This is a genomic window from Lacrimispora sinapis (assembly GCF_043633585.1).
Taxonomy (GTDB): domain Bacteria; phylum Bacillota; class Clostridia; order Lachnospirales; family Lachnospiraceae; genus Lacrimispora; species Lacrimispora sinapis.
In genome coordinates, this window is the sequence record NZ_CP141832.1 from 2,869,715 (window position 1) to 2,884,715 (window position 15,001).

The window sequence follows — 15,001 nt, forward strand, 5'->3', positions numbered from 1 at the left end:
AATTGGAGAAACAAAATGAATGTATTTGACATCGTGGGACCCGTTATGATCGGACCTTCCAGCTCTCATACAGCCGGTGCCGCACGAATCGGCAAGACTGCCGCCATGTTATTAGGTGCTCCCGTGGTAAAAGCCGATATCCTTTTTCACGGTTCCTTTGCAAAAACCTGCAAAGGCCATGGGACCGATAAAGCCATTGTTGGGGGTATCTTAAAAATGGACCCCTGGGACCCGGGCATCCGGACAAGCCTTGAGAAAGCCAAAGAGCTGGGCATCTCCATCAATTTCCGTACAGGAACCATTGAAAATGCCCATCCCAACACCGCCCTGGTTACCCTGACATCGAAAATAGGCAATACCATCGCCATTCAGGGTTCCTCCATTGGAGGAGGAAACATTGTCATCACCAAGGTAAATGATATGGAAGTTTATTTCACCGGTCAAAAGACCACCCTTATTGTCATGCACCAGGATGTGCCCGGTATCATTGCCCATGTGACCAATCTGGTGGCAGCAGGAAATGCCAACATCTGTAATTTCCGCTTAAACCGGCAGGAAAAAGGCGGATTGGCCATTATGACGCTTGAAATGGATTCTGATTTTGATGACGCTCTTGTTTCAAAGATCAAAGCCATTCCATTCGTTTATAATACCATCTTATTAAAATTAAACTGACCGCAATGCTATCATAATAGGAGAAACTCATGAAACTTAAATATAATTCTGTGGAGGAACTGGTGAAGGCCTCTCTTTCATCCAACAAAAAAATATCGGAAATCGTTCTGGAAGAACAGGCGGAGGATATGGAACTTGCCCCAGAAGCGGTCTATGCCACCATGGAAAAAAGCTTTGATGTTATGAAACAATCCGTTTTAAACGGCATGGATGAGACACTTCGCTCCCCCAGCGGCCTATCCGGAGGTGCCGCCGCAAAACTGAAAAAAGCAGTAGACGAGGGGCGGAATCATTATGGACACCTTCTTGGAAATGCCATCAGCATGGCTCTTGCCGTAACCGAGTACAATTCCTGTATGGGACAGATCGTTGCCGCACCAACCGCCGGTGCATGCGGTGTGATCCCGGCGGCTCTCATCTCCGTTATGGACGAGTATGACCTTCCAAAACACGACATAATCATGTCCCTGTTCACCGCTTCCGCCATTGGTATGGTCATTGCCAAATGTGCCAGCATTGCCGGAGCCGAAGGCGGCTGCCAGGCAGAAGTCGGCTCTGCCTCTGCCATGGCTGCGGCTGCCCTCAGCGAACTCTTTGGGGGAACTCCCCAGATGGTCTCAGACAGCTGTGCCATCGCCTTAAAAAATACCCTGGGCCTGGTTTGTGACCCGGTTGCCGGTCTGGTGGAGGTTCCCTGCATCAAACGCAATGCCATGGGGGTTGCCAATGCCTTTACCGCTTCTGAACTGGCTTTGGCCGGAATCACAAGTGTTATCCCGGCAGACGAGGTGATCCTTGCCATGAAGCAGGTGGGCCAGCAGATGTCCTCCTCACTCCGGGAAACCGCAGAAGGCGGACTGGCTGCCACCCCCACCGGTTGCCGGTTGTGCAAAAAGATTTTTGGATAATACATTTTTGCTTTAATAAATTACTTTAATTGAAAAGACCTGCTGCAAAATGGACTGCAGATACCAGTACAAACATTGACCTACTGTCTCCGTTTTATGTCTGGTCTTCTCTTCCATTTTCCAACAGGTCATCTTGCTCTGTCCCTATCTTACTGTTCCAGCTTCTTTCTATAGATGCCGATTACCTTCTTCATCGCTTCCTGTCCAGGTGCGCCGATGGTCATCCGCTTTTCCACACAGGTTTTCAAGCTGATCGCTTCGTAAATATCTTCTTCAAATACCGGACTGATTGCCTTGTATTCTTCCAACGTCATATCATCTAATGCGATTCCCTTCTCAATGCAGAAAAGCACAAGCTGTCCCACGATCCCATGGGCATCACGGAAGGGTACACCGTGATTTACCAGATAGTCTGCCGCATCGGTGGCATTGGTAAAACCGTTCTTTGCGCTGCTCTCCATCACATCTTTACGGAAAGACATGGTAGAAATCATTCCTGTAAAAAGGGCCAGACAGCCTTTCACCGTATCAATGGCATCAAAAGTCAGTTCCTTATCTTCCTGCATGTCTTTATTATAAGCCAGAGGAATTCCCTTCATTGTGGTGAGTATGGAAACCAGTGCTCCATAGACCCGCCCGGCTTTCCCGCGGATAAGCTCTGCAATGTCCGGGTTCTTTTTCTGTGGCATAATGCTGCTGCCCGTACTGTATGAATCGTCGATCTCAACGAAACGGTATTCGTTGGTATTCCAGATGATGATCTCCTCACAGAATCTGCTTAAATGCATGGCAATGGTGGAGAGGGCACTTAACAGCTCAATCAGATAATCACGGTCTGCAACAGAATCCATACTGTTTAAGGTAGGGCCGTCAAATCCCAGAAGCTCTGCCGTATATTCCCGGTCCAGGGGATAGGTGGTTCCTGCCAGTGCCCCGGAACCAAGCGGGCAGTAATTCATACGTTTTCTGATATCAGAAAGACGGGATAAATCCCGGTCGAACATTTCAAAATAGGCTCCTACATGGTGGGCCAGAGTGATGGGCTGCGCCTTCTGCAAATGGGTAAATCCAGGCATATAGGTATCAATATGCTCTTCCATCAAGGTTACAAGCTCTGTTAAAAGCCCTTTGACCAAACCGGAAAGCTCGTCGATCTCATCTCTGATATAAAGCTTCATATCAAGCGCAACCTGATCATTTCTGCTTCGCCCGGTGTGAAGACGTTTGCCGGCTTCCCCGATACGCTCTGTTAAAACGGCTTCCACAAAGGAATGAATGTCTTCATGCTCTGCGGTTATTTCCAGAACACCGTTTTCCAAATCTTCCCGGATTCCCAAGAGACCTTTTACAATGGCATCCCGGTCCTGTTCCGTTAAAATCCCCTGTTTTGCCAGCATCTTTACGTGGGCAATGCTGCCTTCAATATCCTGATGATAAAATTTTTGATCAAAGGATATGGATGCATTAAAATTGTGTACCAGCTGATTGGTTTCCTTTGTGAAGCGTCCGCCCCATAATTTCATAATTAGCTCTCCTCTTTTCGATGTTAGTTATTTGTATGAACCCGCATGGGGCTGCGTTTTCTTCTGTTTTTCAGAGAAATGCCTCCGATTACAAGAAGAAGCAGAATACTTCCTGCGGTAATACTGCCGCCCAGTTTTAGTCCCTCAGGCACATATTTCAGAGAGATTTCGTGGGTTCCTGCAGTCATATGCACACTTAAAAAGGTATCAAATATTTTATAAGCCTCCACTTTTTTGCCGTCTACCCATATGGTCCAGCCTTTGTCATAAGGAATGCTTAAAAACATTAAGCCCGCCCGGTCTGCACTCACACTTCCCTCTATTTGCGTATCCGTCCACTTGGTCAGCTTTAAGGAATTCTTATTCAGGATATCATAAACAGACTTAAGTCCCTCCGGGCTGAAGCGATAGGCAACGGCCACTAAATCCTGTTCATTGTCCTCATTGTTGATGGTGACTTTTTCTCCTGCCTTTACGGTTCCAAGCTCCAGCAGATAGCCGCGGCTTACATTATCAAAGCTTTCAGACCGTTCTCCGATAAAAGCATTTACCTTTTCCACTTTTTTGTTGCTTACATAGACATAATAGTCCCCGTCTTTTTCCGGAGTAAAGGTAAAGCTGGTTCCTTTGATCTCACTGGGAACTTCCGTAAGAACAGGATTGGCTCCCAATACCACAGATAGATCATTCTGAACTTCTGCAGGGTTGGTAAGGTCCAGCTGCCAGTTATTTTCAAGGTCATAAGGCACCATGAATCCCAGGGATAAGGCATAGGTATTTTCACGAAGATACATTTCCTCCCCTGCCGAAACCAACGTCGAAATATCATCCCGGCCTTCTGTTTCGTCGGAATGCAGCGCGTATTTGACTGCAAAAAGGGAATCCACCAAAGGCGTACTTCCTGTAATGCTGTAGGCATTGGTAGAACTTTCGCATCCCAGCTTCTTAAAAAACCTGGTCAGATCTGCATTGGCTGTGGATGAGAATAAGGAAACCGACGGGAAATTGAGCCAGGCCCCGTCATTCTTTGTTTTCCGTGTGACCTTTTCCACCCGGTAAAAGGAATCGTTGGGCATTAAACTGGAGGCCAGCTCCATTGCCGCTTTGTTATCCTTTATATAGCTGGTTCTGCTGGTAGTGGTCACGCTGGTTACCGTAGTATTGACTGCGGCTTCCAATGACACGATACCAAGCGCCACCAGCACCAATACATTCCTGCTGATTCCATTTTGATAAAGTCTGACCAATCCTGCGTAGGCAGCCAGGAAAATAATGGCTACGTAGAATACGGAAAAATGAAAGGCATCATCCGTAATCAGCTTTTGGGCCATGATAACAAAAATGATGGAGGCAAAAAACGCAAGCACAATATGTTTCCACGGAGTTTCCTGCAAATGGATATATGCGTTGTAACAAACCATCAGCATAAGGAAAATATAGAGAAAGGATTGTCTGCAGGGAAGGCTGTTGGGATAATGGAATCCATGCCAGATAAAGTTCAGTACGTTCACGGAAAAGCTTGCAAAGAAAAAGAGAAGCAGTGAACACATAACAATTTTATCCTTTTTGCGGATTCTGCGGCTTCCCAGATACAAAAGAAAGAACATAAGTATCCCAACTCCGCAGTAAATATTGGGCCAGTGGTCCAATCCGATCTCCGTCTCCACTGCCGGAAGGTGTCTGGCTAACATATCAAAAATGGAGAAGTAGGAACTAAACGTCTGGGGAAAATTAAAATCTCCGGACGCAGTCATCTGCAATGCGTAGATTTCCGGCAGCAGGACAACAGCGGAAAGTCCTCCGGCAATCAGGGAAAACAACGCAAAATGGCCGATATTGATTAAGAGCTCTCTCCATGGTCTTTTTCCCTCCAATATTAGAAGAGAAATGAAATATAACACCATAAAAATACATATCATGATAGATATGTAATAGTTTGATAAAATTGATAATCCAAGGGTTATGCAATAGAGAAAACATTTCTTTTCCTTAACCAGTCTTTCCAGCCCCAGCATAATGATCGGAAATAACAGAATACAGTCGAGCCACATAATGTTCCAGCTGTAGGCTGCCATATACCCGGATAAGGCATAAAAAATCCCAAAGAATGCAATGCCGAAATCATTGGTCTTAAAATGCTTTCTTAAATACCATGCAAAGCTGAGTCCGCTGAGTCCGATTTTAAACACGATCATATAAGTCATAAATTCTATGACATTGCCTTTCGGACAGAAAATGAGCAGCCAGTTTAAAGGGCTGGCCAGATAATACGCATACAGCGCTGCAAAATTAACCCCCATTCCAATATCCCAGCTGTATAACAGGCTGCCGCCATGGGTCAGCTTATGACGGAATTCGGAAAAAAACGGAGCATACTGATGATACATATCCGTCCTAAGAAAACTTTCTTCTCCAAATGGAAAAATCCCTCTCTGGGCAAATATGATAATCATGATGACTACGGGCACGAAAAATGCTGCGATCAGTCCGTCCGCAGGTTTGACCAGACTGGCAGTTCCTGAGCCCTTTTTCTGGAATCCGTCGGGTTTGTGCAAAAAACGTCCACCTCTTTTTTTCTTTCGGCTCACATCCTCTTGCTGCATTTCTTCTGATCTGCCATCTAAAGCAGGAGAGTTCTCCGGCACTTCAAACGTTTCCATCTCTATCCGTATGTCGTCCGTCTCTACGGATTCTAACAGTTCCTCGTTATCCATTTGGATCTTGGAAGATTTTTCCTTCAAGTCTAATTCCCCTGTTGTATCTTCTTTTTCATCTGATGTCATTTTTAGCATATCCTCTAGTTCTTTTGATATCTTTTCAATCTCGTCATCGTGTTCCATTCCATTTACCTCTCTTTACAGGGGTTTTTCCTCACTTTTTCGGAATATGAAAAGTTTGCTGAATACATAGTTCACAACAACAACAACTATGGATACCAGTACTTTACTTACATATTCATCCATATTGAGCCAGGAAACCATACACACCATTAGAACCATTTCCATGACGCCTGACGCTGCTCTGCATGCGGTAAAGGAAACAACTTCCTTTATTACAAAGGCAAAATGCAGGTCATAGCTTTGAAACACAAAAATCTTATTCACAATAAAGGCAAACAGGACCGATACGACCCACGCACCGGCTGTTGCGATGCGGTAATCTATGCCGTTTCTCACCATCATGCCATAGACGACCCAGTTCACAAGCGTAGTCAACACCCCAAATATCAAATAGGAAATGACTTCGCGATTCATGAACTTGTCCCATATTTTTTTTAACATTTCTTTTTCTCCTGTAAAATCACATTTCCTCTATTGTATTATAGGGTTGGAAAATTGTAAAGGGATTCTAAGGTCTGACTTCCAGAAACTGTTTCGCTCCATCGGAATAATAAACGTTATAATCATCTGTGATAAAAATTCCATAAATTCCATCTAAGGAATTGACCAGTTTTAACCCCTCCTCCAGTCCCAGGGAGAAACAGGCAGTTGTCATACCATCCCCATCCGCAGAAACCTTTGATAAAATCGTAACAGACACCAGTCCATTTTGAAAGGGATATCCGTCTTTGGGATTTAAAAGGTGATGATAATTGGTTCCGTCTTTTATAAAGTGGCGTTCATAAACACCGGAGGATACGACAGACATATCCTTAATGTTCAGTGTCTCTATGGTTTCATTTCTGTCTGCAAAAGGCTTTTGAAGGCCGATTTTAAAAGGAGTCCCGTCTGTTTTTTCTCCCACGCAGAGAACATTACCGCCTAAATTAATAATGGCACTTTTTACGCCTTGTTCCAAAAGATAATCTTTTAAACGATCCGCAATATACCCCTTGGCAATGGCCCCGAAATCAAGAGTGGTATCCGGAGATAGAAAGGTAAGAGTATTACCCTCCAGTTTTATATTCTTATAGTCCACTTTTTTAACGGCTTCCTGAATGTCTTTTTCCGATGGAATCACAGGGTTTTCCGATGTGAAATTCCATAAGGAGGACAACGGCTCTATGGTAACATCAAAACCTCCTTTGGATCGTTCCGAATAAATCTGCGACTTGGAGATAAGGTCCTTTATATCATCTGACACCGTCACTTTCTGCTGGTCAGAAGGACGGTGATTCAGTCTGTAAACTTCGCTTCCCTCCAGGGTTTTGCTAAAAACATTTTCATAAGAACGGCATAATTCCAAACAGTTTTCCAAAATCTTTGGATCATCTTTATCATAAATTGTCACTGTGACAAACGTATTCAGCATGAAACCTGATTTGCTGATCGGCTCTGTTTTTCTTTGACAACCTGTGAGCAATACCGCTGCCAGTCCGGCAATCAGAATCATGGTCTTTCCTAGTTTCATTGCGTCTCCTCCATCTCATACGCAGCAGCCGGTGTTTATTTCCCTTATAACTGCTGTATAAAGCATGTGACCACGTTCTTTTATGCCCATGCTTTTCATTTTCCAGATTACCATATCACAGATGAATTTTACTGTCAAACGCCTTTTTTACGCATGATAGGCGCAAAACCAAAGGGTCTTGCGCCTACGAATCACATTGCATTTATTTTCCGGTGATTATTAAAAATCAACCTCTTTATCATAGTAACAGCAAACTAACAGCTTTTCCATCTCTGCCGGAGTAATGGGTCTTGGGTTGGAGCCGGTGCATGCATCCCCAACTGCTAACTCGGCAACTGACGTTAATTTTTCTTTGAACTCTGCTTCGTCAATGATTCCGCCTTCATATTCCTTGATACAGGTAGGAATGTGAAGCTTTTCATTCATGGAACGGATTTCAGCAATGAGTGCGTCTACCAGTTCTTCGTCTGTATTGCCCTTTAGACCAATGAAACGGGCAATCTCACCATAACGTTTCAAGCCATCGGAGTTCTTGGAATTGAATTTGATTACCTTTGGCAGATACATGGCATTTGCACAGCCGTGAACAATATGTCCGCCGGAATAAGCAGCCCCTGTCTTATGAGCCATGGAGTGAACAATTCCTAACAGTGCGTTGGAAAATGCCATACCTGCAAGACACTGTGCATTATGCATCCTTGCACGCGCCTCCATGTCACCATTATAAGAATCAATCAAATCATTATGTATCATCTTGATTGCGTGAAGCGCAAGAGGATCGGTATAATCGCAGTGAAGCGTAGATACATATGCTTCTATTGCATGAGTCAAAGCATCCATACCGGTAAATGCCGTCAGCTTCTGGGGCATGGTCTCAGCCAGGTCCGGATCAACAATAGCCACGTCTGGTGTGATGTTAAAATCTGCCAGCGGATACTTGATTCCTTTTTTATAATCGGTAATAACGCTGAATGCCGTTACTTCGGTGGCTGTACCGGAAGTAGACGGAATCGCACAGAACTTTGCCTTTGTTCTTAAAGATGGAAAATTAAATGGGATACATAAATCTTCAAAGGTAACGTCCGGGTACTCATAGAATGTCCACATTGCCTTTGCCGCATCAATAGGGGAACCGCCGCCGATGGCAACAATCCAGTCCGGTTCAAAATCACGCATAACCTCAGCGCCTTTTAACACCGTATCCACACTCGGATCTGGTTCTACTCCTTCAAATAACTTTACTTCTAATCCGGCCTCTTTTAAGTTAGCCTCCACTCTGTCAAGAAATCCAAATCGTTTCATCGAACCGCCGCCGACTACCACGATAGCCTTTTTGCCCTTTAAATTCTTAAGCTCTTCTAAGGCACCTTTTCCGTGATATATGTCTCTCGGTAATGTAAATCTAGCCATATTATAACCCTCCTTATGAATTTCCAGATACTACTATACAATATTGTAGTCCAACCGTGCCGGAAAAACAAAGGTAAAAAGGTATATATCAGTATATAAATATTGATATATATTTAACATTCCGAGCAGAACAGTGACTTGAATTTCCCCAGTTCTTTTATGAATTTCTTCTCCCATAACGTCAGAGAATAACCTTTACGGTAAATCAGTGCATCCTGATATACCGGAGTTTTTCTGCTGCACTGCCGCTCCACCAGATCATATCTTTTTAAAATCTGAGGCGGCATGGGAGATACCCACATATAAGTATCCGGATTTTCACACAAAAGATCAAACTGGCTTCCCCGTTCAAACACAAATATGCGCTTTGCAGAATCCGGAAGGTTTTTCTCTCTTTCGCTGCCTCCTCGCTGACTGGACACTCCATCGCCGTGAGAGATCTCGATATATGGATTTAAGTCCGCAGGCTCTATTTCCTTTTTTTCCGCCAGAGGGTTATAAAAAGAGAATAGAAGCCTTAAAGTATAGTCAAACAAAGGTTCCATAACCAACCCCTTATCCGCAGAGACCTGTCTGTAATAGGTTTCTGAAGATGCCTGAAGCCTGATGATTCCTATACGGTACTCCCCTGTGGCCACATCTCTTAGAGTATCGGCAGTATTGGTCTCCCGCAGCCACACTGACATGGATTCTTCCGGAGTAAGGGTCTGGATAAACCTTGTGCATGCCAGGCTTATGTAGCTTGCTCTGGGCATGGAAAGGGAAAAATCAATTCCAGTCACCTGATTGGGTTTATATAAATGTTCCATTTCTTCAATCTGCACCAAAACATTCCTGGCATATTCTAAAAAAACCCTTCCTCTTTCCGTAGGCACCACTCCTTTGGGAGTCCTTCTAAAAATAGGTGCGCCAAGACTTTCCTCCAGACTTTTGATTGCTTTGCTTAAATTGGGCTGGTCCATGTAAAGGTTGGCTGCCGCCTGAGTGATGGAGCCTGTTTTTTCCACTTCTACCGCATATTGCAACAATACAGTGTTCAATCATCTTCCTCCTTTGTGTGCTGCCTTCCTTCCTTTTCGGCTTCATAAAGATATTTGGACAGTGCAGCCAGAGATACTGCCATATTCTCATTCTGCACCAGAACATGTTCCGGCACGGACAAATGGATGGGGGCAAAATTCCAAATCGCCCTCACACCTGCTGCCACCAGATGATCACAGACGTCTTGGGCTGACTGGGCGGGAACCGTAATGATGCCGATATGTATGTTCATTCTCTGGCAATGATTTTCAAGCATTTCAAAAGGCAGGACCATTTTCCCTCCAATTTTAGTATTCACTTTTCTTCCGTCCGTATCAAATGCCATAACAATCTTCACCCCATACTGCTCAAAGCCTTTGTAAGAAAGCAGCGCTTTCCCTAAGGAACCGGCTCCTACCAGTACCGCCTGGTTGTTGTTATGGTATCCCAAAAACTCCTCCATGTCCTTAATTAACTCTGTAACCTGATATCCCATCTTTGGTTTTCCGCCGTTCCTGGACACCATAGCCAGATCCTTTCGTACCTGAACCTCGTTAAGCTGCAGCTCCGCGGCGATGGAGGGGGCTGATATGGTTTCCGTTCCTTCTTTAAGCAGCTTATGTTCCAGATAATGATGGTAAATGGGGAGGCGCTCCAAAGTTTTTCTGGATATGCCCCCGACCATATGCTTTTTTTCTTCCATACGCAATACCTACCTTTTAAAACGTCAGGCTCCGGCACCGGTTAAATGCCGCAAAAATCTCCTGCCTTCTGGGGAGTGCAAGATTTACAGGAAGATATCCCTTCTCTCCCAGAACATCCAGACCTTCTGTCCGCACCATATGTTCCAATTCATCAACGACCTGTACCAGAGTCTTCTTCCGGTTTATCAACCGGGCGCCTGCATACTGGAGCAAAAATCCCAGTGCCGCAACCTGTTCCACATCTGCGATCTGTTCCACATAACGCAAGTCCACCACCTCATGGCCGATCTTAAAACTGTCCCGCCCCAAAACCTTTGTCTTAGAGCGTTCCTCTTTTCCTCCGGTCTCCAGGGCAAGCGGCACACGGCTAAGATTTATTTCCGGTAATGGAAGGGGGAAAATCCCTTCTCCATACGCCTCTGCCGCTTCCTTTGCAAAACTTGTGATTTCGACTGGCACATAAGCATCCATCTGAATCACCCGATCTGCAGGATGGAAATAAGCTCCGGAGCTTCCAGCAACGAGTATGGTGGAAATGCCTTTCTGCTCGTATAATGCCCTGATCCGTTCCACAAACGGAGTGATCGGTTCCCGGTCCCGGCTGACCACCTGCTGCATCAACCGGTCTCTGATCATGAAGTTGGTGGCACTGGTATCCTCATCAATCAGAAATACCTTTGCTCCGCTTTCTATAGCTTCCACCAAGCCAGCTGCCTGTGAAGTGCTTCCGCTGGCATCTTCTGTGGAAAACCGGACCGTATCCCGATGATCCGGAAGATTATTAATGAATGCAGAGATGTCCACCTTCTTCACACTTCTTCCGTCTTCTGCCCGTAGCTTTACCGCCGAACTCTCCGTAACAACAAACTCTCTTCCGTCTCCGGAAATATGGTTATACACGCCCTTTTCCAATGCCTTCAATAATGTGGACTTCCCATGATACCCTCCGCCCACAATGAGCGTAATGCCTTTGGGAATCCCCATTCCTTTGATACGGCCCTTATTGGGCAGAGAAATCTCCACTTCCATAGCAGAGGGCGAGAGAAAAGGAACTGCCTTTTTCATGGGTTCTTCCGATATTCCCGATTTTCTGGGTAAAATTGCTCCATTTGCCACAAATGCCGCCAGCCCAAGCTCTGTAAGCTGGCTCCGAAGAAACTGCTGATCCTCTGCCAGTTTTCTCACTTCTTCAATTTGTCTTTTCTTTCCATCCGAATATGAATGGTAAAAACAAATTTCTGCCGCACAGGAGGGCAGAAAATCAAACAATATTTTGATCAGCTCCTCCGAACGAATGGATCTTCCATTGGCTGGAAATCCCACTTCAAGACGAAGGATCAGGCTGCCGTCTGTTTTATTAATCTTGCATCCAGTGCGTTCCAATATCTCCTGCCCAGGACGGCTGACGGCCAGCAGCCCGCTTTTGCCTGATCCTTTTGCCTGAAACTCATAGGGCTTTAAGCTTTCTCCAAACTGCCGTAACAGATGATCAGAAAGAGCCGTTCTTTTATAATCCGTATCATAGGAAGCAGGCGGAAATCCTGCTCTTTTTCCATCGACATGTATGCTGATCCTGGAAGGAGATGCAAATGGATCTCCCTGGACATGGTCAACGGATAACACGTAATCGGGAAAACGGTATTCCCCTTTGGCTCCTTTGTATGCCGGGTACCCCTTCCCATCTACGGAGCGGAGAAATTGTTTTAAATCCCCGGAGGTTTTCATTACACGTTCCCTCCATGTTCCTGTTTTTCATGAAGATCCGTTAAAAACATGGCATCACCGAAACTGAAGAACCGGTAGCGTTCTTTTATAGCTTCTTCATAAGCATGAAGCACGTGCTCCCGTCCTGCCAGTGCGGAAACCAACATTACAAGGGTGGATTCCGGCAAATGAAAGTTTGTAATCAGACAGTCCAAAATTTTAAAACGGTATCCCGGATATATAAATATCTCCGTCCAGCCGGTTCCTGCTTTTAAAATTCCGTCCTCTGTTGACGCGGATTCAACCGTTCTGCAGCTGGTCGTTCCCACACAAACCACTCTGCCGCCATTTTTTTTGGCATCATTGACCTTTTTGGCTTCCTCCTCCTCTACAATATAGAATTCGGAATGCATATGATGGGACTCTATTTCCTCCACTTTCACAGGCCGAAACGTACCAAGACCCACATGCAGAGTCACATGGGCAATGGAAATTCCCTTGTCTTCAATCTCTTTTAGCAGTTCCTTTGTGAAATGAAGCCCGGCGGTAGGTGCTGCTGCTGAACCCTCATGCTTTGCATATACGGTCTGATACCGGTTTTTATCCTTTAACTGGTGCGTAATATAGGGAGGCAATGGCATCTGCCCCAGACGGTCTAAGATCTCTTCAAAAATTCCATCATAGGAAAACTGAATCAGGCGGTTTCCCTCCTCCACCACGTCAATGACGGTTCCCTTCAGCAAGCCTTCCCCAAAGGAAATTACAGTACCGGCTTTTGCCTTTTTCCCCGGCTTTACCAGTGTCTCCCAAATATCATTCTCTCTTCTTTTTAAAAGAAGAATTTCAATCTTTGCTTCGGTTCCCTCTTTTACGCCAAAAAGTCTGGCCGGAATCACTTTTGTATCATTGATGACCAGACAGTCTCCTTTCTTTAAATAGGAAAGGATATCTTTAAAATGTCTGTGTTCTATCTCTCCGGTGTGCTTGTCAAGTACCAGAAGTCTGGAAGCAGAACGGTCCAAAAGAGGGTCCTGTGCAATCAACTCCTGAGGTAAATCAAAATTAAAATCTCTCACGTTCATAAATAATTATCTCCTTTGCCAAAAATGCTCCTCTGCACGGTGCCACGCAGAGAAGCATCTGTTTACATATTGTTGGTCTGGCTGCCGGACTCTGTTGCAGCTTCCGTCTCTTCTGCGGAACTCTCATCTGCACCCGAGGAAGCAGCACTTTCCTGTGAATCCTCCTTCTGGTCCATCAGGGTGTGATAAACAGCCAGAAGATTCTCATCAGACTTTAATGCCTGATCCAGGCCCTCATTTACTTCCTTGGCCAATTTCTGAACCTCATCAGACCGATTGGCTTTATCCATTAATGCGGATTGATTTTTATCCGGATTCGCTACCAGATAATAGGTATGATCTGTTCCCTTTTTTGCATAGCACACGATCAAGCTTGGAGCCAAAGTCTCCGCCTGGCGGAATTTGATGTCAAACTTTGCATAAACGAGAAAATCCCCTTCCAAAAGCCCTGGTGCGGTGTAGCATACCAGATTCTCATAATCCTGATAAAACTTCACCTCTTCTTCCAGTCTGGCACTCTGCTGACTCAGTTCTTCTGCAGAACAGGTACCTCCGTATACCTCAGAAAGCGCTTCTGAGTCGCAGGTTTTTCTGGCTTTAAAATAAGCTTCCATTAAATCATGGATCTCAGGCACAGACTCTTTCATCAAGGTAATCTTTGCCGCAGCCGCTTCCGCTGAAGCGTTCTCTTCTGTTCCAGCAGCAGATCCGCCCACAGTCCCGGACCTATGGTCTTTTCCGGATTTATCAAGTACAATTACGACAGACATAAGTATTATGACTATCAACGGAATGGCCAAAAATTTAAGATATTTTTTCGACTCTTCTTTCATTCCATTCTTCCATTTTTCCAATAAGTGCTTCATATAGGCTTGACCTCCTGGAGAATCAATCTCCTCTTTATTTTAACAAAAAAAATGATAAAAATCAACAAATACTCTTGCGCATTATAAGAACTTATAGTAGAATATAAAAGATGCATCTGTAGCTCAGTGGATAGAGCAATGGCCTCCGGAGCCGTGTGCGTAGGTTCGATTCCTATCAGATGCACTATTTTTTTGCTTTATTTTAATTCTTTAAAAGTCTTATCTTATATGGAATTTCTTGTATTTATCAGCTTTTCATAAATTTTTCCAATTCCTCATGTTTTACTGGTTTCTACTGATGCTTTTGATTTTTAATGAATGATAAGTGGTCATTAAATGGACAGTTCCATTTCCTGGTCAGATATTTGGTAAAACTTATGCACAATCCTGGAATAATTCGGCTTCTACTTTAACAGTATATTTAGTCTTGTCCTTGTTATATTCCTCAATTTTACGTTATAATTTCCTATCGGTTTTGGTATCGAAAAAATATTATCACATTATAAACATTTTAACATGGAAAGGTACTGATACGAAAAATTATATAAAGCCTATTTAATTATTAAGGTCCTATGAGGAAACAAGCATCATCCCTTTGATTACCTTCAAGTACCTTGTCAATATATAATACTGACAGCTTTATGATCTGCTCTCCAATAACCAACGCACTATGTACTGTTACATACAGTCGCATACACAAAAAAACGCCATCTTTACGACAGCGTTTTTTCCTCATAATCATTTGTTACTTTTATCATA

At 44.4% G+C, this 15,001-nt stretch carries 12 protein-coding genes and 1 tRNA gene; 3 read left to right on the forward strand and 10 right to left on the reverse strand.

The genetic code is table 11. The annotated features are described in order from the left end of the window. Window positions 1-15: 15 nt before the first annotated feature. Together sdaAB and sdaAA are read left to right on the forward strand one after the other, a co-directional pair. On the forward strand, window positions 16-675 hold the full coding sequence (gene sdaAB, locus VIG27_RS13480) for an L-serine ammonia-lyase, iron-sulfur-dependent subunit beta (RefSeq protein WP_394523043.1): 660 nt from the start codon (window positions 16-18) through the stop codon (window positions 673-675). Between the two features lie 29 nt (window positions 676-704). Next, entirely contained in the window at window positions 705-1,583 is an 879-nt protein-coding gene (gene sdaAA / locus VIG27_RS13485; protein WP_394523044.1) for an L-serine ammonia-lyase, iron-sulfur-dependent, subunit alpha, read from the forward strand. Window positions 1,584-1,732: 149 nt separating this feature from the next. On the opposite strand, the gene argH is transcribed toward sdaAA, so the two are convergent. The 10 genes from argH to VIG27_RS13535 all read right to left on the reverse strand — a co-directional run bounded on the left by argH (window position 1,733) and on the right by VIG27_RS13535 (window position 14,242). Next, the gene (argH, locus tag VIG27_RS13490; protein ID WP_394523045.1) at window positions 1,733-3,106 is read right to left on the reverse strand and encodes an argininosuccinate lyase; all 1,374 of its coding nucleotides are present in this window, start codon (window positions 3,104-3,106) and stop codon (window positions 1,733-1,735) included. Window positions 3,107-3,129: 23 nt separating this feature from the next. Further along, on the reverse strand, window positions 3,130-5,946 hold the full coding sequence (locus VIG27_RS13495) for a YfhO family protein (protein WP_394523046.1): 2,817 nt from the start codon (window positions 5,944-5,946) through the stop codon (window positions 3,130-3,132). A 15-nt stretch (window positions 5,947-5,961) separates the two neighbouring features. Then, window positions 5,962-6,387 carry a GtrA family protein gene (locus VIG27_RS13500; RefSeq protein ID WP_394523047.1) on the reverse strand — a complete coding sequence of 142 codons (426 nt, stop codon included), beginning with the start codon at window positions 6,385-6,387 and terminating at the stop codon, window positions 5,962-5,964. 67 nt (window positions 6,388-6,454) lie between these two features. After that, window positions 6,455-7,456 (reverse strand): FAD:protein FMN transferase, encoded by a 1,002-nt coding sequence (locus VIG27_RS13505; RefSeq protein WP_394523048.1) that lies wholly within the window; start codon window positions 7,454-7,456, stop codon window positions 6,455-6,457. Window positions 7,457-7,675: 219 nt separating this feature from the next. After that, window positions 7,676-8,866, reverse strand: a complete 1,191-nt coding sequence (locus VIG27_RS13510) for an iron-containing alcohol dehydrogenase (RefSeq protein WP_394523050.1) — start codon at window positions 8,864-8,866, stop codon at window positions 7,676-7,678. A 113-nt stretch (window positions 8,867-8,979) separates the two neighbouring features. Then, window positions 8,980-9,906 (reverse strand): LysR family transcriptional regulator, encoded by a 927-nt coding sequence (locus tag VIG27_RS13515; protein ID WP_394523051.1) that lies wholly within the window; start codon window positions 9,904-9,906, stop codon window positions 8,980-8,982. Further along, the gene (locus VIG27_RS13520; protein WP_394523052.1) at window positions 9,903-10,589 is read right to left on the reverse strand and encodes a redox-sensing transcriptional repressor Rex; all 687 of its coding nucleotides are present in this window, start codon (window positions 10,587-10,589) and stop codon (window positions 9,903-9,905) included. The genes VIG27_RS13515 and VIG27_RS13520 overlap by 4 nt, the downstream gene beginning before the upstream one ends. A 16-nt stretch (window positions 10,590-10,605) precedes the next feature. After that, window positions 10,606-12,315, reverse strand: a complete 1,710-nt coding sequence (locus tag VIG27_RS13525) for an ABC-ATPase domain-containing protein (RefSeq protein WP_394523053.1) — start codon at window positions 12,313-12,315, stop codon at window positions 10,606-10,608. After that, on the reverse strand, window positions 12,315-13,376 hold the full coding sequence (gene queA, locus VIG27_RS13530; protein ID WP_394523054.1) for a tRNA preQ1(34) S-adenosylmethionine ribosyltransferase-isomerase QueA: 1,062 nt from the start codon (window positions 13,374-13,376) through the stop codon (window positions 12,315-12,317). The genes VIG27_RS13525 and queA overlap by 1 nt, the downstream gene beginning before the upstream one ends. Before the next feature lie 62 nt (window positions 13,377-13,438). Further along, entirely contained in the window at window positions 13,439-14,242 is an 804-nt protein-coding gene (locus VIG27_RS13535; RefSeq protein ID WP_394523055.1) for a hypothetical protein, read from the reverse strand. A 112-nt stretch (window positions 14,243-14,354) separates the two neighbouring features. Between VIG27_RS13535 and VIG27_RS13540 the strand changes: the two genes are divergently transcribed. Next, a tRNA-Arg gene (locus tag VIG27_RS13540) sits at window positions 14,355-14,426 on the forward strand. The last annotated feature ends 575 nt before the right edge of the window (window positions 14,427-15,001 follow it).

Coding starts and splice junctions, on each gene's coding strand:
- sdaAB (WP_394523043.1), top strand. CDS start 16: ATGAATGTATTTGACATCGTGGGACCCGTTATGATCGGACCTTCCAGC.
- sdaAA (WP_394523044.1), top strand. CDS start 705: ATGAAACTTAAATATAATTCTGTGGAGGAACTGGTGAAGGCCTCTCTT.
- argH (WP_394523045.1), bottom strand. CDS start 3,106: ATGAAATTATGGGGCGGACGCTTCACAAAGGAAACCAATCAGCTGGTA.
- VIG27_RS13495 (WP_394523046.1), bottom strand. CDS start 5,946: ATGGAACACGATGACGAGATTGAAAAGATATCAAAAGAACTAGAGGAT.
- VIG27_RS13500 (WP_394523047.1), bottom strand. CDS start 6,387: ATGTTAAAAAAAATATGGGACAAGTTCATGAATCGCGAAGTCATTTCC.
- VIG27_RS13505 (WP_394523048.1), bottom strand. CDS start 7,456: ATGAAACTAGGAAAGACCATGATTCTGATTGCCGGACTGGCAGCGGTA.
- VIG27_RS13510 (WP_394523050.1), bottom strand. CDS start 8,866: ATGGCTAGATTTACATTACCGAGAGACATATATCACGGAAAAGGTGCC.
- VIG27_RS13520 (WP_394523052.1), bottom strand. CDS start 10,589: ATGGAAGAAAAAAAGCATATGGTCGGGGGCATATCCAGAAAAACTTTG.
- VIG27_RS13525 (WP_394523053.1), bottom strand. CDS start 12,315: ATGAAAACCTCCGGGGATTTAAAACAATTTCTCCGCTCCGTAGATGGG.
- queA (WP_394523054.1), bottom strand. CDS start 13,376: ATGAACGTGAGAGATTTTAATTTTGATTTACCTCAGGAGTTGATTGCA.
- VIG27_RS13535 (WP_394523055.1), bottom strand. CDS start 14,242: ATGAAGCACTTATTGGAAAAATGGAAGAATGGAATGAAAGAAGAGTCG.